The 20,020-nt window shown below is 70.4% G+C and carries 17 protein-coding genes; 8 read left to right on the top strand and 9 right to left on the bottom strand.

Translation table 11 applies throughout. The features are described from left to right. The first annotated feature begins 52 nt into the window (after positions 1 to 52). Entirely contained in the window at positions 53 to 1,375 is a 1,323-nt protein-coding gene (locus OG928_RS15915) for an MFS transporter (protein ID WP_406284184.1), read from the top strand. 79 nt (positions 1,376 to 1,454) lie between these two features. Here the strand turns inward: OG928_RS15915 and OG928_RS15910 are convergent, their stop codons facing one another. Next, a complete protein-coding gene (locus OG928_RS15910; protein WP_406291008.1) occupies positions 1,455 to 2,816 on the bottom strand; it encodes an MFS transporter in 1,362 nt (453 codons plus the stop codon). Between the two features lie 245 nt (positions 2,817 to 3,061). Here OG928_RS15910 and OG928_RS15905 point away from each other — a divergent pair, with 245 nt between their 5' ends. After that, positions 3,062 to 3,511, top strand: coding sequence for a winged helix-turn-helix transcriptional regulator (locus OG928_RS15905; RefSeq protein ID WP_406284182.1), 450 nt, complete (start codon positions 3,062 to 3,064; stop codon positions 3,509 to 3,511). A 121-nt stretch (positions 3,512 to 3,632) separates the two neighbouring features. Here OG928_RS15905 and OG928_RS15900 read toward each other — a convergent pair whose 3' ends face one another. Next, the gene (locus OG928_RS15900) at positions 3,633 to 4,706 is read right to left on the bottom strand and encodes an LLM class flavin-dependent oxidoreductase (RefSeq protein ID WP_406284180.1); all 1,074 of its coding nucleotides are present in this window, start codon (positions 4,704 to 4,706) and stop codon (positions 3,633 to 3,635) included. Between the two features lie 164 nt (positions 4,707 to 4,870). On the opposite strand from OG928_RS15900, the gene OG928_RS15895 reads away from it, so the two are divergent. Then, positions 4,871 to 5,482 (top strand): MarR family winged helix-turn-helix transcriptional regulator, encoded by a 612-nt coding sequence (locus tag OG928_RS15895; protein WP_406284179.1) that lies wholly within the window; start codon positions 4,871 to 4,873, stop codon positions 5,480 to 5,482. A gap of 342 nt (positions 5,483 to 5,824) precedes the next feature. Beyond that, positions 5,825 to 8,578, top strand: coding sequence for an ATP-binding protein (locus OG928_RS15890; RefSeq protein WP_406284177.1), 2,754 nt, complete (start codon positions 5,825 to 5,827; stop codon positions 8,576 to 8,578). 169 nt (positions 8,579 to 8,747) lie between these two features. Here OG928_RS15890 and OG928_RS15885 read toward each other — a convergent pair whose 3' ends face one another. Then, positions 8,748 to 9,401 (bottom strand): hypothetical protein, encoded by a 654-nt coding sequence (locus OG928_RS15885; protein WP_406284175.1) that lies wholly within the window; start codon positions 9,399 to 9,401, stop codon positions 8,748 to 8,750. A gap of 228 nt (positions 9,402 to 9,629) precedes the next feature. On the opposite strand from OG928_RS15885, the gene OG928_RS15880 reads away from it, so the two are divergent. Next, complete coding sequence (locus OG928_RS15880; protein ID WP_406284174.1) at positions 9,630 to 10,850, top strand: low temperature requirement protein A; 1,221 nt, start codon at positions 9,630 to 9,632, stop codon at positions 10,848 to 10,850. A 139-nt stretch (positions 10,851 to 10,989) separates the two neighbouring features. Beyond that, positions 10,990 to 12,261, top strand: coding sequence for an FUSC family protein (locus OG928_RS15875; RefSeq protein WP_406284173.1), 1,272 nt, complete (start codon positions 10,990 to 10,992; stop codon positions 12,259 to 12,261). A 115-nt stretch (positions 12,262 to 12,376) separates the two neighbouring features. On the opposite strand, the gene OG928_RS15870 is transcribed toward OG928_RS15875, so the two are convergent. The 3 genes from OG928_RS15870 to OG928_RS15860 all read right to left on the bottom strand — a co-directional run bounded on the left by OG928_RS15870 (position 12,377) and on the right by OG928_RS15860 (position 15,097). Further along, positions 12,377 to 13,537: an ADP-ribosylglycohydrolase family protein gene (locus OG928_RS15870; protein WP_406284171.1), complete on the bottom strand. Its 1,161-nt coding sequence runs from the start codon at positions 13,535 to 13,537 to the stop codon at positions 12,377 to 12,379. 45 nt (positions 13,538 to 13,582) lie between these two features. Beyond that, the gene (locus OG928_RS15865; RefSeq protein ID WP_406284169.1) at positions 13,583 to 14,119 is read right to left on the bottom strand and encodes a hypothetical protein; all 537 of its coding nucleotides are present in this window, start codon (positions 14,117 to 14,119) and stop codon (positions 13,583 to 13,585) included. Between the two features lie 171 nt (positions 14,120 to 14,290). Continuing rightward, entirely contained in the window at positions 14,291 to 15,097 is an 807-nt protein-coding gene (locus OG928_RS15860; RefSeq protein ID WP_406284167.1) for a hemopexin repeat-containing protein, read from the bottom strand. A gap of 684 nt (positions 15,098 to 15,781) precedes the next feature. On the opposite strand from OG928_RS15860, the gene OG928_RS15855 reads away from it, so the two are divergent. Further along, positions 15,782 to 15,964 carry a hypothetical protein gene (locus OG928_RS15855; protein WP_406284165.1) on the top strand — a complete coding sequence of 61 codons (183 nt, stop codon included), beginning with the start codon at positions 15,782 to 15,784 and terminating at the stop codon, positions 15,962 to 15,964. Positions 15,965 to 16,201: 237 nt separating this feature from the next. Here OG928_RS15855 and OG928_RS15850 read toward each other — a convergent pair whose 3' ends face one another. Together OG928_RS15850 and OG928_RS15845 are read right to left on the bottom strand one after the other, a co-directional pair. Next, complete coding sequence (locus OG928_RS15850) at positions 16,202 to 16,420, bottom strand: hypothetical protein (protein ID WP_406284164.1); 219 nt, start codon at positions 16,418 to 16,420, stop codon at positions 16,202 to 16,204. Beyond that, positions 16,411 to 17,904: a hypothetical protein gene (locus tag OG928_RS15845; RefSeq protein WP_406284162.1), complete on the bottom strand. Its 1,494-nt coding sequence runs from the start codon at positions 17,902 to 17,904 to the stop codon at positions 16,411 to 16,413. Before OG928_RS15845 ends, OG928_RS15850 begins: the two co-directional genes overlap by 10 nt. A gap of 359 nt (positions 17,905 to 18,263) precedes the next feature. Between OG928_RS15845 and OG928_RS15840 the strand changes: the two genes are divergently transcribed. Then, positions 18,264 to 18,473 carry a hypothetical protein gene (locus tag OG928_RS15840; protein ID WP_406291335.1) on the top strand — a complete coding sequence of 70 codons (210 nt, stop codon included), beginning with the start codon at positions 18,264 to 18,266 and terminating at the stop codon, positions 18,471 to 18,473. Here the strand turns inward: OG928_RS15840 and OG928_RS15835 are convergent. Beyond that, positions 18,401 to 18,754, bottom strand: a complete 354-nt coding sequence (locus OG928_RS15835) for a HEAT repeat domain-containing protein (protein WP_406291006.1) — start codon at positions 18,752 to 18,754, stop codon at positions 18,401 to 18,403. The genes OG928_RS15840 and OG928_RS15835 overlap by 73 nt on opposite strands. Between the last annotated feature and the right edge of the window lie 1,266 nt (positions 18,755 to 20,020).

Genomic DNA, 20,020 nt, shown 5'->3' with positions numbered 1-20,020 from the left:
ACGCTGATTTGGGCCACTAACCGGTCAAAGCTTTAGACAGTTAGGGGCGGCGATGACCCTGCCAGGCTGGCGGACGGCCAAGAGCACTCGAATCGCGGCGAAGGCGCCCCGCGCCCGCAACACCGCCGTCCTGCTGACCTTCACCATCGTCACCAACCTCGCCGACGGGATCACCAAGATCGCGCTACCGGTCCTGGCCGCGCGCAGCACCGACTCCCCCGCGCTGATCTCGCTGGTCTCGCTCGCCCTCACGCTGCCGTGGCTGCTGATCGCCCTGCACGTGGGCGTGCTCGTGGACCGCGCCGACCGGCGGCACCTGCTGTGGCTGGCCGACGGGCTGCGACTGCTCGCGATCGGCGGCCTCGTCGCGATCGCGCTCCGCGGCGACGTCACCATCACCGCGCTCGCGGTCGGCGGCCTGATCCTGGGCGTGGCCGAGGTGATCGCGCTGACCTCGGCGTCGGCGCTGATCCCGGTGATCGTTCCGCGCGCCGACCGGGAGCGGGCCAACGCCCTGATCACCGGCGCCGAAACGGCCGCCAACGAGTTCGCCGGGCCGTTTGTCGGTGGGCTGCTACTCGCCGCCGGCACGGGCCTCGCGCTCGGTGCGACCTGGGTCGCGTACCTCGCCGCGAGCCTGCTGCTCCTGCTGCTCACCGGCCGCTTCCGCGTGGTCCGCGGCGCCGCCGCAGCCACCGGGTCCACCGACCCCGCGACCACCGAGCCCACCACGGTCAACCAGCAGATCGTCGAAGGGCTGCGTCACCTCTGGCGCGATCGCCTGCTCCGCACGATGTCGCTGATCCTCACCGTCCTGTGCGCGAGCTGGGGAGCATGGCTGGCCCTCATGCCGTTGGTCGCGCGCGACCTGATGCATCTGTCCGCGAGGCAATACGGCGTCGTGCTCAGCGCGTTGGGCATCGGCGGCCTGGTGGGCGCGATCGTGGTCGGCCGGATCAACCGCCTGCTCGGCCACCGCAAGGTCATGCTCGCCGACCTCGTCGGCACGCTCGCGATGATGGCCGTACCGGTGCTGACCACCAACCTGTGGGCGGTCGCCGCCGCGGCCTTCGTCGGCGGCATGGGCGGCACTCTGTGGTCGGTCAACTCCCGCCTGATCGGCCAGAATCTGGTGCCCGAGCGGATGATGGGCCGGTACAGCGGCGCCGCCCGGCTGCTCACCTGGGGCGCGATGCCGGTCGGCGCCGGGCTGATCGGCCTGCTCGCGCAATGGTTCGGCGTACGCGCCGCGTTCCTGGTGTTCGCGGTCGCCGTCGCCGCGACGATCCCGCCCTACCTCCGCATCGTCACCGCCGAGCGACTGGCCCCGGCGTTGCGCGTACCGGACGCGCCGGATCTCGCGACCAGGGCGTGAGGATGGACCCCGAACGCCGGACGGGCCGAGGTCGACCCATCCGGCGTTCGAGGACATCTCGCGCAGGCGGACACCCCCGCTAGCCGATCCTCGCCCGCTTCCGCAGACCGAAGACGATCACGCTCCCGCCGAGCAGCGCGCCCACCAGCGGCACGGTGAGCGCCGTCCGGAAGCCGTCGAGTTCCGAGCCGCTCACGCCGGCCATCACCGCCGTCACCACCGACAGGCCCAGCGCCGCGCCGAACTGGAAGGAGGTGTACAGCAGGCCACCGGCCAGGCCCTGTTCGGCCTCGTCGATCCCGTCCGTCGCGGCGATCGTGAGCGGTCCGTACGCCAGCGCGAACGCGAGCCCCAGCAGCAGCATCGTCGGGAACATCGTCAGATACGAGGTGTCCCCGTCGATCGGCAGGAACAGCGCGTACGCGAGCGCGGCCAGCACCAGCCCGCCGAGGATCACCCGCAGATTCCCGAACCGCTCGACCAGCCGCGGCGTCACCGTCGGCGCGAGCACCGCGTCCGCCCCGATCGCGAGCATCGCGAAGCTCGTCTCCAGGGTCGACCAGTCGCGGATCTCCTGGAGGTAGAACACCGCGATGAACTGGAATCCGAAGAACGAGCCCGCGAACAGCATCGCCGCCAGGTTCGCCCGCATCAGCGTCGCCGACCTCAGGATGCCCAGCCGGACCAGCGGCGCGGCCGCCCGCCGCTCACTCGCCACGAACCCGATCAGCGCGGCGGCCCCGCCCGTGAAGACCGCGATCGTCCAACCCCAGCCGCGCGCCGGGTGCTCCAGCCGGACCACGCCGTACACGAGCAGCAGCATCGCGCTCGTGACGCCGATCGCACCGGTCACATCGAAGCCCTTCCCGTCCCGTTCCGGGCGCCCGTCGTTCGGGATGAACGCGGTCCCCATCGCCAGGATCAACGCGGCCAGCACGACCGGCACGAAGAACACCAACCGCCAGTCGACCGCGGTCAACAGGCCGCCGATCACCAGTCCCAGCGAGAAGCCGCCCGCGGCGGTGCCCGCGTAGAACAGCAGCGCCCTGTTGCGCTGCGGCCCCTCGGGGAAGCTCGTGGTGATGATCGACAGACCGGCGGGTGTCATGAACGCGGCCGAGGCCCCCGTCACGAACCGGGCGACGATGAGCATCCAGCCCTCGGTGGCGAACCCGCCGAGGCCGGAGAACACCAGGAACACGGTCAACCAGAAGAGGAACATCCGCCGTCGGCCGAGCAGGTCGGCGGTTCGGCCGCCCAGGAGCATGAAGCCGGCGTAGGCGAGCACGTATGCGCTCATCACCCAACTCACCGCGCCCGTGGACATGTTCAGGTCCTCGCGGATGGTCGGCAGTGCGACGTTGAGCATCGCGACGTCGATGCCCTCCAGGAAGATCGCGCCGCACAGCACGATCAACATGCCCCACGCCCGGGCGTCCATCCGCCCGGTGTCGTTCTCCGGCGGCGAGACCGGCGGCCTCGCCGCAGCCGGCTCGGCCGACGCCGACGCCGACGCCGACGCCGACGCGGAAGGGGAAGGGGACGAGGAGGTGGTCGTGGATCCGGACATGCTGCAGCCCCTGTGGACGAACGGGTGGGAGGTATCGAGGCACCGGTCGATCGGTTCTCCGAAAGAACCCGGTTCCCTCTTGTAACCGACCCCATCCTTCGGCAGCATCGACGTTCATGGAAGAAGGCACTTTGAAGTCACCGACCCCCTGCGTGAGTAACCACGCCGACTACGACGCCCTGCAGTGGGACGTGCGCGAGGGGTGCGAGGTGCGGCAGATCCTCGACCGCGTCGCCGACAAGTGGTCGCTCCTGGTGATCGCGATCCTGGAGACCCGCACGCTGCGGTTCACCGAGCTGCGCCGCGAGATCGACGGGATCAGCCAGCGCATGCTGACCGTGACACTGCGCCAGCTTGAGCGCGACGGCCTCGTGCACCGGACGGTCTACCCGGTCGTGCCGCCGCGGGTGGACTACGCGCTGACGCCGATGGGCACCACGCTGCACACCACGATCCGCTCGCTGGTCACCTGGACCGAGGAGCACCAGGAGCAGATCGCCGAGTCCCGCGCCGAGTACGACGCCCGGGTCGAGGCGGACGCCGGAGTCACCACCGGCGCCCGCTGAGCCCGACGCCCGCCACGAACACTCGGATCGTGGCCGGCAGGAGCCCCCGAACGCCCCGCGCACCCCTCCCGGCGCGCGGAGTCGTAGGGGCATGGACCGGTCGCGACCGAGGCCGCCGCCGTCAGCGACCCTTCCGGGCGACCAGGGCCGCGTGCGTCGGTGCGGCCGGAACGTCGGTGGGCCGGCCGACGGCGAGTTCCTTGCGCAGCACCGGGACGACCTCCTCGCCGAGCATCTCTATCTGCTCCAATACGGACGGCAGCGCGAGCCCGCCGCCGTCGAGCACGAACAACTGCCGCTGGTAGTCGCCGAAGGTGTCCCGGAAGGTCAGCGTCTTGTCGATGACCTCCTGCGGGCTGCCCACGGTCAGCGGCGTCTGCTCCAGGACGTCCTCCATCGACGAACCCCGATACACGGCCGACGCGTTGAAGTGTGGCCGGAAGTCGTGCCGCGCGTCCTGCGAGTTGCGCCGCATGAACACCTGCCCGCCGAGACCGACGATGGCCTGCTCACGGGTGCCGTGGCCGTAGTGCGCGAAGCGGTCCCGGTACAGGTTGATCAGCCGGACGAAGTGCTCCTTCGGCCAGAAGATGTTGTTCGCGAAGAACCCGTCGCCGTAGTAGGCGGCCTGCTCGGCGATCTCGGGGCTGCGGATCGAGCCGTGCCACACGAACGGCGGGACGCCGTCCAACGGCCGCGGCGTCGAGGTGAAGCCCTGGAGCGGCGTCCGGAACTTCCCCTCCCAGTCCACCACTTCCTCACGCCAGAGCCGGTGCAGGAGCGCGTAGTTCTCGATCGCGAGCGGGATGCCCTGGCGGATGTCCTGACCGAACCACGGATACACCGGACCGGTGTTCCCACGCCCCATCATCAGGTCGACCCGCCCGTCCGCCAGATGCTGGAGCATCGCGTAGTCCTCGGCGATCTTCACCGGGTCGTTCGTGGTGATCAGCGTCGTCGACGTGGACAACACGATCCGCTCGGTGTGCGCGGCTATGTACCCGAGCAGCGTCGTCGGCGACGACGGCACGAACGGCGGATTGTGGTGTTCTCCCGTCGCGAACACATCCAGCCCGACCTCCTCGGTCTTGCGCGCGATCGCGACCATCGCCTTGATCCGCTCGTGTTCGGTCGGCGTCCGGCCGGTGGTGGGGTCGGTCGTGACGTCTCCGACGGTGAAGACTCCGAACTGCATGGGCTCGCCCTCCTCGAGTGGTGACCACCGGCCGCGCGCCCGATCGGGGTGCGCCGATGACATTGCTTGCTCGAACAAGGACTTGTCGCGGATTCTTCCCGGAGCCCTTGTGGATGGCGGTACATAGACTTGAGTGCCCGGACAACCACATGGAGAGCGGACACATGGAGCGAGCGGACACCCCGAGCGAAGCGCCCGTCGAGGAGCCCATCCGGCAGCCGATCCAGCAGTCCACCGAGGAGTCCATCGAGCAGCCCGTCGAGCAGCCCGGCGGCGACTGCGCCGAGGCCGAGGCCGCGACCCGTGGCGGCCCGGTCAGCCACGCGCTCTTCCGGGTGTCCCGGCTGCACCGGATGTACGCGGGCCACCTGCTGCGCCGCACCGGCCTGTATCCCGGCCAGGAGCTGCTGATGATGCGCCTGTGGGAGGCCGGCCCGCAGCGCCAGGTCGACCTGGTCCGCACCCTCGACTCCGATCCGGCCACCGTGACGCGCATGGTCCAACGACTGCAGAAGGCCGGCTTCGTCCGCCGGGCGGCCTGCCCGTACGACCGCCGCGTCGTGGTCATCGAGCCCACGATCGCGAGCCGGGCCCTGCGCCACGAGGTCGAGGAGGTCTGGCGGCAACTGGAGGAGACCACGCTCGGTTCGATGACCGCCGCCGACGAGGCCGCGGCCCTGCGCCTGCTCGGCGCCTTCGAGGAGAACCTCACGGCCGCCGCCTCCGCCGGGGCGGACGACCCCGCGATCCCGATCGAGCCACCTCGCACCGCGTGAATCCCTGACGGCGGGACGGGCCGAAGGAGCGCACCGACGGGAACGACCGCGCCTGCTCGACAAGATGACCAGCACGGCCGCCACCGCGATCACCCTGCGCGAGTACCCCCCCCCGGCCAAGCTCCGCCCGGCCGACACCGACCCGGCGCGACCCGCCCGCTCCCGGGGGTCCGCGCGCCGCTGCGGCCATCGATCGACGAGGCTCGAACCGGACTCGGGCGGTGCCCGTCGGCATGCCCGGCGAATCCCGGATCCGACCAGGGAGTCGAGCACGTGGCCGGTGCCCAGGGCGCCCGAAGGGGGCCTCGTTCGGACGGATCACCTCCTGTACTGTCGCGGATCATGCTCATCGGTCGGGACACCGAGCAGTCGACGATCGACAGGCTGTTGGCACGGGTCCGCGAAGGTGGCAGTGGAGCCCTCGTGATGCGGGGGGCGGCCGGGGTCGGCAAGACCGCCCTGGTCGACTACGCAGCCGACGCCGCCGACGGCCTTCGGGTGCTGCGCGGCACCGGCATCGAGTCGGAGATGGAACTCCCGTTCTCGGGCCTGCATCTGCTGCTCGGGCCGGGCCTGGACCGGATCCCGGATCTGCCGGAACCGCAACGACTGGCCCTACAGGCCGCGTTCGGCCTGGTCGGCGGCGGGCCCGGGGACCGGCTCCTGGTCGGCCTCGCGGTGCTGTCGCTGCTGGCCGAGCTCGCCGAGGACGGGCCGCTGGTGTGCCTGGTCGACGACGCGCACTGGCTGGACCGGGCCTCGGCCGAGGCCCTGTTGTTCGCGGCCAGACGCCTGCACGCCGAGGGGGTCGCGCTCGTGTTCGCGGCCCGGGACACCGGCTTCGCCGCGGCGGGCCTGACCGAGATCCGGGTTGACGCGCTGACCCCGGGCGCCGCGGCCGCGCTGCTGGACGGAGGGGGCCGCGTCCTCGAACCCGGGATCCGGCTTCGGGTCCTCGCCGAGGCCCAGGGCAATCCGCTCGCGCTGCTCGAACTCCCGGCCGCCGTCGAGTCCGAGCGGTTCGGCGGGGCGGGCGCCGCGCCCGGCGCGCTGCCGCTGACCGACCGGCTGCGGCGGGCCTTCCACGGCGAGGTGAGCCGGATGCCCGCGGCCACCCGGACCGTCCTGGGGGTGGCCGCGCTGGCCGGCACCGACGACCTGCACGTGATCCTGCGGGCCGCCGCCTATCTGGGGGTCGGCCCGGACGCGCTGGACCCCGCGATGGCCGCCGGGCTGATCCGCGCCAACGGCGAGGTCGTCGACTTCCGCCACCCGCTGGTACGCGCCGCCATCCACGACGGGCTGCCCCTCGCGCAGCGGCTGGCCACGCACGACGCGTTCTGCCGCACCCTGGATCCGCGCAGCCAGGCCGACCAGCGCGCGTGGCATCTCGGCGCCGCCGCCACCGCCCCCAACGAACTCGTCGCGACCGAGTTGGAGGACAGCGCCACCCGGGCCCGCGAACGCCGCGGGACCGCCTCCGCCGTGGCCGCCTACGAGCGCGCGGCCCAGCTGAGCACGGACCCCGACGCCGAGGCCCGCAGACTCACCCTGGCCGCCGAATCGGCCTTCGAGGTCGGCGACTTCGAACGGGTCCGGCAGCTGTTGAAGCGGGCCGCCGCCCGCACCGTCGACCGCGAGCAGCGCGCCCGCGCGAACCGGATCAGGGCGGGCCTTCGGATCGCCCAGGGCGCCCACGGCGACGCGGCCCGGCTGCTGATCGAGGGGGCCGGCCTGGTCGCGCCCGACCAACCGCTGCGCGCGGGCCGGCTGCTGATCGAGGCCACCCACAGCGCCTGGCACATCGCCGACGAGCGACTGCTCGCCCAGGTCGGCCACCGGATCGCCGTACTGCGACCACGCCTGCGCCACGACGATCGGCCCGTCTTCGACGTCGCGCGCGCCATCATCGATCTGGCCACGGGACAACCGCCGGACCCGGCCGACGACCTGCCCGACCTCGCCGCGGCACACGGCCGACACGACACCCTCGACGACGTGGCCACGGTGGTCGGGGTGGCCCTGATCGTCGGCCAGGACCGCGAGGCCTACGACATCGCCCGGACGGCGGCCGCCGAGGCCCGGGCCCGCGGCGACATCGGCCGGCTCCCCAAGATCCTGGCGGCCCAGGCCACGACCGAGATCCTGCTCGGCCGATACCGCGAAGCCGCCGCCTCCGCAGAGGAGTTGCTGCGGATCGAGGGCGCGACCGGCAGCTCGCTGTGGAGCGATCAGGCCAACGGCGTACTCGCCATCGTGGCCGCGATCGAGGGCGACGAGGAGCGTTGCCGCACCTTCGCCAGGGACGCCAGGGCCACCGAGACCGTCGACGGCGAAGGCCCGGGCAGCATCGGCGGGCCGCACGCGCTCGCCCTCCTCGACCTCGGCTACGGCCGGATCGAGGCGGCCCAGGACCGCTGGATCACACTCGCCGCCGGCTCGGCCCGCTACCTGGTCCTCGTCATGCGCAGCGCGGCGGACCTGATCGAGGCGTCGGTGCGCAGCGGCCGGCCGGAGCACGCCGAGGCGCCGCTCGCCCGCCTGGAAGCGTGGGCGCGGACCGCCCGTCGCCCGTGCGTGGAGGCGCTCGCCGCCCGCGGGCGCGCGCTCCTGGCGTCGGACGCCGAGGCCGAGTTCCACTACCGGACGGCCCTGCGGCTGCACGCCCGGGACATCCGCCCGTTCGACCAGGCCCGCACCGCCCTGCTGTACGGGGAATGGCTCCGCCGCAATCGCCGCAGCTCCGACGCCCGCCGCCATCTGCGTGATGCCCAGGCGGTCTTCGAGGACATCGGCGCGGTGCCGTGGACGGAGCGCGCGGGCACCGAACTCGGCGCGACCGTCGCCTCCCGGCCACGACACACGGGCGCGACCGGCAGCCTGACCTCACAGGAGCTGCACGTGGTCCGGCTGGCCGCACAGGGTCTGTCGAACAAGGACATCGCGGCCCAGCTCTTCCTGAGCCCGCGCACCGTGGGCCACCACCTCTACAAGGCGTATCCCAAGCTCGGCGTCACCTCGCGCAACGACCTGCACCGGGTCGAGGCCATCGAGGCCGTCGAGGCGGACGAGGCCGTCGAGGCCGTCGAGGACTGATCGGCGGTCGGCCGAGCAGCCGGCCGGGCGAACGGCCGGCCGGAACGGCTTCGTCCTCGGCGGCCTGGGCCGGGGTACGACGGGCATATCCGCTCTGCTCCCGTTTCTGCTCCCGTTTCCGCTCCTGCTCCTGCTCCCGCGTTTCGAGCGCGGCGGAACCTTCCGGCCGTTACGGGGTGCTGGTGGCGGTCGTCGGAGTCGCGCTTGGGATGAGGGCCCCCGTGAACGTCGCGTCGGGGACGGTCCCGGGAGTCGGCTGAAGCCCGACGACGACACGGAAGCCCTCGAGGATTTCGTTCGGGACATTGAAGAGTTGATTGGTGAACGTGCTCGTGCCCGGCGCGATCAAGCCGGTGAGCTCTTGGTGGTCGAGTTGGCTGTGCGTGATCCGCTCGGCTCGGCCGCCGCCCGAGGTGCCGCTCATTTCCCGGATGACGATGCCCGACACGTCGTAGGGAGCCGACGACCTGTTCGTGACCGTGAGCGTCACCACGCACGGCGTGGACCCGGGCCCGCCCGTCCCCTCGATCGGCGTCGCCTCGACCCGCGAGACGGACAGCACGATGTCGCCCGGCATCTGTACCCACCCGCCCACCGGCGCCGAGTAGGACCGCCCCGGCGCCCGGGTGTTCCCGGACGCCGGCCCGCAGAGCCTGAGCCATTGGTCCTGGGTGAGCCCGGGCTCGGCGCAGTTGGCGACCGTGGCCGGCGCGGTGATCGAGGGCGCGCGGACGGACGGCGCACTGTCGTCGTCATCGCCGCACCCGCCCAGCGCCAACGCGGTGGCGATGGCGGCGACGAGCAGCATCGGTCGGCAGTGCATGGAGCCCTCATCTCGTGTGGCCCGGCGCGAGCGTCGAAACAAGAGCCAGCAAATCACGCAAACACCTAAATATCGGCCACCAACGAACCACCCCCACGCCGTGTCCGGCCCAGGCCGCGTCGGCGGCGAACTGCTTCCTCTATCCTCCGGAACGCAAAGCTGATTGATCCTCAGGTGAGCGGGCGGGGTATGAGCGCACAGGTGGGCGGGTCGGATGAATCAGCTGAAGTGGCCGAAACAGCCACGGTCGAGATACCGGGGACGGCCGAGTCCCGCGAGTCCGGGGAATCCGAAGGCCGCGAACAGAAGGTCACCTGGGGCGAACTGTTCTTCGACGTGGTCTGGGTGTTCGCGGTCACGCAACTCGCCACCTCGCTCGCCTACTCGCACGGTGTCGGCGGTGCGGCCAAGGCCCTGCTCCTGGTCGTGCCGCTGTGGTGGTGCTGGGTCGGCGCGACCGTGCTGGGCAACACCGCCGGCGACGCGGTCGACACCGCCAAGGTCCGGTTCACGCTGTTCGCCCTGGGCGGCTGCGGCCTGGTGATGGCGGTCGGCATCCCGAGGGCGTACGAGACCGGGGACCGCGGCGGCGCGACGCTGTTCGCCGTCGCGTATGTCGTGCTCCGCACGCTGCTGTGGATCGCGCTGCGCAGCCGGCCGGCGTTTCGGGGCAACACGTGGAATCCGTTCACCTGCGCGCTGGCGGTGGCCGGGCCGCTGCTCGTGCTCGGCGCGGTCCTCGAGGGCCCCGGACGGGTGGCCGCCTGGTCGGCCGCCGCGGTCGTCGAGATCGGCGGCTGGGTGGTGCTCAGCGACAAGCTGGACGGCGTGCGGTTCGAGACCTCGCACCTGCCCGAGCGCTTCGGGCTGTTCCTGATCATCGCGCTGGGCGAGACCGTGATGGCGGTCGGCACGCAGTCCTCCGAGTACCCGTTCACCGTGCCTCGGCTGGCCATGCTGGTGATTGGTTTCGTCCTGATCCTGGCGCTGTGGTGGACATACTTCCACTACGGCGCCCCGGCCGCGCGACACAGCCTGGAGACCGACCCCAAGCAGTCTCGCATCGTGCGCGAAATCTTCACGTACTGCCACGCCTCGTATGTCACCTCGATCATCTGCGTGGCGGTGGGCCTGAAGAAGGCGATCGCGCACCCGATGGACGCGCCGTCGGGCACCCCGGCGCTGCTGCTCGCGCCCGGCGTCGCGCTGTTCCTGCTCACCTTCTGCTACTCGCGCTGGCAGATGTTCGGCGCGGCCGGCACGCTGCGCTTCGGATTCGGGATGCTCGCGGTCGTGCTGGCGGTATGCGCGCCGCTGATGCCCGCCGTGGTGGTCGCGGGCCTGGTGGCGCTGCTGCTCGGGGCGCTCAACGGGCTGGAGGCGTGGAACGTCGAGAACGGCCGGCCGATCCCGCTCATGCGCATGCCAAGGATGTTCACGCGGGCCTGACGCATCGCCCGTTCGCCGCGCGTAGTCGCCGCTCGCGCGGTGAATGCTCTCCTGGGATGGGTACCGGGCGCCGAGTCCGGCTCATCCGACGCGCGGTCGATCACATCGCGTGCCGCTGGGTCGAGTCGAGCGAGGCCGAGTGCCGTCGGAAGCCGAACTGGTCGCGAGACTGGCGAAGGTCAAGGAAACCGAGACCTCCCTCGCGGCCCAGGTGCTGCGCACCACCGTCGCGGCGGTGGTGGCCTACGTGGCCGGGGTGTGGCTGACCGAGAACTCGCAGCCGATCCTGGCGCCGCTCACCGCCCTGCTCGTCGTACAGGTCACCGCCTACGCGACCTTGACCAACGGCCTGCGGCGAGTGGCCAGCGTGGTGGCCGGTGTGCTGATCGCGGTCCTGTTCAGCGAGGCCGTCGGCCTGAACTGGTGGAGCCTGGCGCTCCTCCTGGTGGCCTCGCTCGGCATCGGCCACCTCGCCCGTCTGGAGGACTCGGTCAACGAGGTCGCGATCAGCGCGATGATCGTGCTCGGCGTCAGCCAGGTGGCCGACACCGCGTGGGACCGGATCGCGGAGACCCTGATCGGCGCCGCCGTCGGTATGGCCTTCTCGCTCCTCCTGGCCCCACCAGTGCATGTTCGCCCGGCGAACGAGGCGGTGATGGACGCGATCGGGGCGCTGAGCCGGTTGCTGGACAAGATGGCGCGCGAGATCACAGTCGAGGTCCCCCACGCGCGCACGGTGGCCTGGCTGGAGGAGGCCCGGCGCATCGACCGGGACATCGTGCGGGTCGACGCGACGCTGTCCACGGCCGAGGAGGGCACCCGACTCAACCCCCGCGGCCGACGCGTGTCGTTCACGGTGCTGGCCCTGCGCAGCGGACTCGACGCGCTGGAGATCAGCGCGGTGGCCTTGCGCACGGTCTGCCGGTCGCTCACCCAGCTGTACCAGGACGACGAGGACCGCACGCTTGTCCCTCGCGCCACCGCAGAGTCGCTGCGCAGCCTCTTCCACGCGCTCGCCGCCTTGTTCTCGGCGTACGGATACCTCGTCGTCAGCCAGGGCCAGGAGCATCCCGGGGCGATCGAACGCGCCGAGGAGATCCTGCGGGAACGGCAGGAGCAGGCCGAGGCGGACCGCCGCCGCACGGAGGCGATCCTGCTCGCCGACACGATCGAGAACCCCGACCGCTGGGAGTTGTACGGAACCGTGCTGGCCTCGGTGGACAAGCTCGCCGACGAGACCCGGGCGGCCTGTGTTCCGGGCGGCTTCGCCCGACGGGTCGAGGAACGCGGTGCGAGCGCCGCACGAATCCCCGTGCGCGAGCGCATCCGCCGGGTACTGGCGCCGCGAGACCGCCTGGTCCGAGTAACCAAACGAGTGCGCCGGCACGCGAAGCCCCGCCACCGACGCTGAAGCCCCACCCGCGGCCTATCCCGACCGGATGTCCTTCGTCCGCACCCTGAGGATCGTCCACCGCCGTGTCACCGACCAAGCGGAGCAAGACCTAATCACCGGTATTGGCCCTGGATCAGTAGTTCCAGGGGCGTTGCTCGCCCGGATTTACTTCGGCCGCGAAGTCGTCCGCGATCGTGGCGATCGCCGAACGCCCCTCGATCTGCGCGAGCCAGGCGTGCGGCATACGCACGTCGCCGTGCAGGGCTCCGAGCAGGTTGCCGCAGATGGCGCCGGTGGAGTCGCTGTCGCCGGAGTGGTTGACGGAGAGCAGGAAGGCGGCCTCGATGGGAGTGCGTGGCGGGTTCGGATGGCTCTGGGCGCCCTGTTGGCCGACGTGCAACGTCTGGTGCGGAGGGCGCGCCAGTACCGCATAGACCGCGATGGCCAAGGCTTCTTCGGCGATCCAGCCGGCGCCCAGGGTCTCCAGCTTCTCCGAGGTTGCCTCGCCGTCGTCCGCGAGATCCACGGCCTTGCGCAGGGCGACCGTCGTCTCCTCGTGACCGTCGTAGCGCGCCAGCAGACGCAGGGTCCGCAGGACGGCGGCCTCCATCGACTCGCCGTCGATCAGGTGCCTGACGATGACGGCGAAGGCTCCTGCGGCGTAGTAGCCGGTGGGGTGGCCGTGGGTGATCCGGGCACAGGTGGCGGCGAGTTCGAAGGCCGATTGGACCCCGACGTCGGTGAAGCCGAACGGCGCGGAGCGCATGACCGATCCGCAGCCCTTGGAGTCGGGGTTCACCGGCCCCGGAGTCCCGTCGAACTTGCCGTCCCGGACCGGGATGTATGCCTGGCGCAGGCCGGACAGGCATGCGTTGCCAGGGGCGCGCCGCGCGTACAGCCAAGGTTCCTGGCGCAACCATCCGGTGCGGTGCCGGGTGTCTTCGGTCGGCGGCGGTGAGGGGTGTGTCTGAGTGTCCAGCCAGCGCAGATAGGCCTGTTGTATCAGCGTCGTTTCGGCTCCACCGATGCCCTTCGCCTTGGACCGATGGTAGGCCCGGAGGTAGCCCTCGGCGGTGAAGAGCGTCATCTGGGTGTCGTCGGTGATCCGGCCGGTCACCCCGTCGCTGTCGGGGACCAGGTCGGTGATGCCCGCTTGGCCGTACTTGGCCCGGATCGCGGCAAGGGACAGGAACTCGATGGGGTTGCCCAGCGCGTCGCCGATGGCTCCGCCGAGCATGCAGCCGCGCACGCGGGCGCGGTAGGCGGCCAATTCGTCCCATGAACGGTGTTTCACTGGCGGTTCCTTGCTTGAGGCGGGTAGTTATTCTCGATTTGAGAATCATTGCAGATCGAGCGCTATGGCGTTGGCGTTCGATCCTGCTGTCGGTCCGGAGTTTCGGGCGGCCTGGCGGGACGCGCTCGTGTACGCGGCGCCGCAGCCCGAGTGGCACCTCGCGTCGAACGCGGGGTGACGGTGGGTCAGACGGTCGGCGCTCGGTGCGGGGGAGCCGAGCGGGGATGCAACGCGCGCCCGGATCGCCCTCGGTGAGGCTGCCGCCGGCCCCGAACCTTGTCGTCCCGCTTCCAGACGCACCATCACTTTGCCGGGCACGATCCCCGTCCGTCGCCACGTGGCGACGCGTTCGGGCGTCCACATGAGCGGCTGGGCCCGGGTCGCGGGCGCGACCTCGACGTGGACGGCGGGGTTGAAGACGATCTTGCGGGCGGCGATGGCCTTGTTCAGCGCCGCCCGCAGGCAGGACTTGATCCGCTGCGCCGACGTCGGGCCGGTGATCCGACGAAACGGCGGCATCTCGGCGATCTGGGCGCGCAGGGCGGCTCGCCGGGCGCGGTTCCCCGTCCCCTTCCACGACATCGTCGCCGGCCGGTCCAACGCGGAGCGGCGCAGGGCGTTGGATTCGTTGTGTGAGGGCGCATCGGCAGGCTGACCATCAGGCTGCCGATGTGCCCTGTCGTTCGGCGGTTGCCGTCGTCTGGACCGCCTGGCCTGTGGCGCGTGACGGCTTCGTCCCACAGGCCGGGAGTGTCAGCGTCCGCGTGCGTATCGGTCTTTCTTGAAGAAGTAGAGGTCGGTGGCGTGGCCGGGGACGCGGCAGACTTCGTCGAGGCCGGTGGTGAAGTCCTCGGCCAGTTGCCAGGTGTGGGCGATGGCCTTCGGGCCGGCGGTGATCTTCTCGTCCGGGGTCTGGTACTCCGCGTACTGGGAGCCCTTGAACAGGTACACGTTCAACGGCCTGCCCGGGGTGGCGCAGGCGGCGTCGATGCCGTCGGCGAAGGCGGTGCTCTTGAGTCCGGGCCAGCCGTCGGCGATGGCCTTGGGGCCGGAGGTGACCTTTTCCTCGGTGGCGCGGTAGCGCAGGTACTGGTTGCCCTTGAACAGGTACAGGTCCGTCGAACTGCCCGGGACGGTGCACGCGGCGTCGATGCCCGCGGCGAAGGCGGTGTCCTTCAGCCCCGCCCAGCCGTCGGCGATCTTTTTGCCCGGCGAACCCCCGACCTCGCGGACGAGGGTCGAGCCCCACGGGCACCAGTGGCATCCGGGCAGGAAGGCCCCGCACGCCTCGTCCAGGTGGTCCTCGGTGTACTGGATGCCCGCGTCGCACACCTCGATGGCCATATCGAAGAAGTCGATGGTGGCCGGGTCGAGGTGGAAGCTCCACCCCGGGTTGTAGGGTTCGGGCCGCTTGATGATCCTTCCGTGGACGTGCACCCGCTGTGTCTCCTGCCCGAGCAGGATCTTTCTGGCGTGGTCGATCTTGGCGGGGTCGGTGAGCTTGATGACGAACTCGCCGGGCTCCGGCCGGTTTTGGAACGCGAAATATGCCTCGGTCATGAGGATGTACCTCTCGGTTGTTTTCTCACTGGGGACTTCGGGGCTGCGGACGGTCGTTCCGCGGCCTGCCGGCAATCCGCCGGGGCTCGTGTACCGCCGTCGGCGATGACAGTCGCCTGTAGGCGGGCGCTGCGGCCGGGGAAGGCATCCGCGAACCGGAAGGCCGAGCAGACAGGAGGAACGACCTCCTCCGACGAGCACTCAATGTATGCAGATGAGTGCATAGTGTAGTGAAGCTGGAGTCTGTCGGGCGGTACCTCGTGCCGCTTCGGGGCACCGGGTCCTCTGACGCGGCCGAACACGTGGACTCCCTGACGGTGGCGTGGGAGGCCCAACACAGGGGAGCATTCGTCGCCGGCGCTCTCACCCCGAACTCGTGGCACGAATCGCCACCTCGGAAGTGCCGCCGACATCGACTACCGGGCCCGACGCGTGGGTCCGGCGCACGGACCGCCCCCGCAGCGCCGCAGTCGGCGCCCACGCAGGCGACGCCAGGCTCTCGGCGAGCCGACTGGTCACCGCCGCACGCACCGCCCTGGCCCACTCGACGACGCCCTCGCCCGCCGGCACCACGCCATAGCGGCCACCGCTACGGCGACCGACACGAACGCGCCCCCGAACACGACCGCCGCACGCTCACGCACCGGCACCGAGGGATACAGCCACCCGTACCCGTCCGTGCGCGTGCAGGGCATCGAGCCGGTGCCCGGCGCGATCCTCACCGACACCGAAGCCACGTACAGTGCCGCCGCCCGCCGGCGATCCACCGCCACCAGCGTGTCGCTCGTCGCCGCGATCGTCGAAGAAGCCGACGCACGGCCGGACTTCGCAGAGATCGTCCGCCGTGCCACGCGTGGCGGACGCTGACCACACCAGCGAACGCCCCGGTCACCGTGCCACCGCGGCTGCCCGCAGGGAGTTAGTGAAGTAGATCACCGAGGTCAGCGCGCATGACGCGTCTCCGGATTCTGAGCGCATCACGGTAGCCCGGGCCGATTCGTCCTTTCCACCATCTCCGCACGGTATAACGCTGCGTATTGTGCGGGCGGACACGCCGCCCACGATGGCGCTGAGGCAATGCCAGGGCCGAAAGGGCCTGCAGCATCAGGCGTGGAGGCGGAACGTGCCCCTCAGGGCGTCCGCGTACGTCACGTCCGCTGCGAGGTCGGCGAGTGCAGTGTCGATCGGCCTGCGGGAGACGAGCACCCGGTAGTAGATGGGGGCGCCCAGCGTCGGGCGACACCGTATCCGCACCGGTGACCGCTCGGCGGTTCGCGACGTGTTGTCGTGCGCCGAACCCCAACCCAAGCGTCCTACTCGCATCCCAATCCTGCTTCATTTCGGAGGGTGGGGGAGGGAAGCGGCGAAGACCCGCCGGCGGCCGAAGCACGACCGTGTGCGGGGGAGGTTCGAACAACGGGGCCGAAGGTGTCGGCGAGAAGGGGCAACACGGCCAGCGCCTGCACTTGTGCCGTGTGGGTCCCGTTCGTTCGAGCGACGTCGGTTGCCCCGGCGAGCAGACTCGTTCGTGGCATCCGGGTGGCGGTTTTTCGCTCACCGGCGGACATGCCAGCGATCGTTGCCGGGTCGGTGCCACCCGAGGAATGGGCGCGCGAGGCCGCGGCGCGGGAGGGGGCGGCTCGCCGTTCCCGCCCCGTGGCCGGGTCGACCCGGCCGGCAAAGTCCACGGCGGTGGCCACCAGGCCGTCGGCGGCGTCCGCGAATGCGTCGAGGTCGAGGGGTGAGGCGTCGACGTACACCTTCGCCGTATCACTCGCGTCGTGACCGAACAGGGAGACGTCGACACCGGATTCACCCAGAGCCTCCCGCTTGTTGGCGGCGGCGTACGGGCTTACGTCCGATTGCACACGGGCGTCGTCCACTTCCGCCCATCGAGGATCTTCTGCCGATGGATGGGGTCGAGACGAACGCTGCAGTTCCCGGTGCGCGTGCCAGGTCAACAGGGCCTGGTCCCGATTCCACAAGACAGGGGCAAGCCGGCCCAGTTCTTGCGCGGCGGACGAGTATTCGGCGGAATCGGGTTCCACCCGGTCCAACTGTCGCCAGAGCTCGGCGGCCCTGGCAGCGTCGGCTTCGGTTGCTCCCGATGCGACGAGCCAGCCTTTCAGAGTCGCTTTGGTCGTTGTCACGTTCGCTTGGTCGGCCGTCAGCTTGTCGGGCAGGAACGTATGCGCCGGGTCGTGGCGCATGGCAGGCGTGTGCACATTTTCGTGCAGGCCGACATGCAAGGGTGAGACGATCGGATCGTTCCGGTCCAGTCCCAGGCGGCGGGCGTACTTGCCCACCCACTCCTGCCCCTCGCGGAACAATCGGTGGCGCGGGTCGAAGGCGACGTCCAGCGTGTTCGTATAGCTGTTGTGGCCGGGCACGGCGAGGACGGGCAAGTTCGTGGGGACGATGCCATAGCTGTCCGGTGCCAGTTTCCCGGGGGTCAGGCCCCATTGATGTCCCGCGGTGATCGCGAGGACCTTGGACTCGTACAGGGGGTCGGCTCCCGCGCCATCGTCGTTCGGTGTCAGGTCCACCGCGACGTTCCGGCCGGTGTACGCCTTGAACATGCCGGCGACGGCGCGATTGAGTTCGTCCGCATCGCGGGCATCCACCACGGTTCGGTAGAAGCTGTCGTCCGGGGTGATGCCCCCGGGCATCCGAGACGCCGGAGCCGATTGGGCAACCGAGTCCGCGACCAGGGCGTCATGACTCTGCGTCGCCCGCCACAATTGCAAACCGAACCCGGGTGTGCCGCGCAACATGTGATTCGGCGAGTGGTCGGGCACGCTGCTCAACGCGGATTCCTCTCCAACGACTCCGACTGTGGGCGCCTCGACTTCGGTGACTCATGACCAGTCGGCTCCGGTGCTGCGCCAACTCCGCAGGCCCGATCTTTCATCGCCGCGGGGCGAGACCGGCAATTATGGTGAAGTGCATGGGACCCCTCCAAGTCTACTTTCCGATGGGTCGAATGGTGGCCCGCTCGCGCTATTCGGGCTTCGGCTTGTCATGGCCGAGCCGATGAAACGGCACGAGAACGAGCCTCGCGGAGCCCTCCGCGCTCGTTGCGAGCCAGGACCCGCCGTTCCAGCCGGTACGTAGCCGACCTGTACCCGGGCCAGGCCAAGACCGACGTCCGCGACGCCCACGTCATGTGGCGGACTCCGGTGCGCGTCCGTGGCTGGTTCCGCTGGTCGTGGCCGGCGGCGCGTTCCTGTCGGTTGTGCTGGTACGTCTGTTCGCGTCGGCTGCAGCCGGGCGCGGAACGGACGCGGCGATCGATGCGGCACATCACCGGCCGCTCGGCATCCGGGGCCGGGTCGCAGTGGTCAAGATCGGCCCGTCCGCCCTCACAGCCTCGTGAGCGTCGGCCGTGGCACGCTCCCGCAACAACGCGAGCGTCCCCGAATCCTCCGGCCACCCCCGCGCAAGCGCCCCGACCGCAACCCGTCGAACGATCTCCTCTTCGTCCGAGACGGCGAACTTCCACAAGAACGTGCGCGTTTCAGGGTCCCCTGACCACCCCGGCCCGATTGCCCGGACCGCAGCGTGCCGAACGACCCAGTGATCGTTGATGGCGAACTCACGCAGCAGCTTGCGTGCCTCAGGATCCGTCGGCCACCCTTGCGCGATCGCTCCGAACACCACGCGAAGTCAGTATCGGCCACATCCACGACCCGGGTCTGCGGAACTACCAGAGAGCCCACCAAGGCGAACTCGGCACGAGGGAACGGCGTCACCCGAGCCGCCGAGGTGGCGCAGCACGCGATTCACGGACTGGGCGGGGGCTGGGGCGAGCCGAGTGAACGACAACAACCCGGTCACGGTCGACGCGGGACTGGCCGCGCTCGCCCGGGCCCTGCAGGCCGCCGAGCCGCAGGGGCAATACGCACGCGCCCCCGCCATTCGAGCATTTGGGCCACCAAAGCGAGCTCAACTACACAGAGTTACCAGATCGCGGGGGAGTCATCGAGCCCAATCGGAGCGATTGGGAGGCCATTGTGAGGCCGGAAGTCCGCGACTGGCACTCATCGAACCGGATTTCACGCCCTCTCACGGATTTCGAGGTGGGCGCGCACACCCCGACTGCCCGCAACCAAGGAGGTGACTTGTCGGATTCACGCACCTTGCGCTCATGCCCCGGGCAACCGAGCAAGCACCGCCCATCGGGTCGTTCCCGCAGGTCACGGCGTGTCCGGGGATACTTGCAGCATGTTCGATCCGTTACCGGTGCTCTGCCGGTGGGCAAAACGCGGATCACCGCCGATGTCCAACCGGGCCGTTAGCTCAATTGGCAGAGCAGCGGACTTTTAATCCGCGGCCGAACAACGAGTGAAAACCCGAGACTTGGCCCTGGTTCGCATCGCGACTCTCTGACCTGCTGCTTTGCGCCATCCAGACGCTACCGGGTACGAGCCTCTACGGCGGGGAATGGCATTGTGAGCCCGGGGTGAGCCCGAACGTCCCGCGACCTCGGTAGGCAGGACCGCGAACATCCGCGGTCACGGATCCCGCTGTCACGCTGGGTGAACCGGTGCCGAAAGCAACCGCGCCGCAGCGTCGCCGAGGCCCCGGACCATCGCCGCGAGCGTGGAGTCGACTCCCGAGCGCGGGCGCGGTGGCCGCCGGGGCACCGATCGCCTCCCCGCCAAAAACGGCGGCGTGCACTCGCCCCACCGACGCCGCCGAGCGCATCGCCGGACCGGCCCTGATCGCTCGGAATCCGCCAGTGTCCGCGCCCACCAACACCCGCGCACCCCACCACATCGCGAAGTTCCGCGCGAACGCCGCGACGACATCGGCCACGACCAGCATCACCAACATCCCCGCCGAACACCCGCCCGGCGGCCACGAGCACCATCGGCGCCGCGAACCCCGCAACCGCCGAGGACTACGCGGACGTTCGCAGTG

The sequence above is a fragment of the Embleya sp. NBC_00896 genome, assembly GCF_045207785.1.
Lineage (GTDB): Bacteria > Actinomycetota > Actinomycetes > Streptomycetales > Streptomycetaceae > Embleya.
The sequence above is the reverse complement of the archived record's forward strand: the minus strand, read 5'-3'. Positions and strand labels throughout refer to the sequence as shown.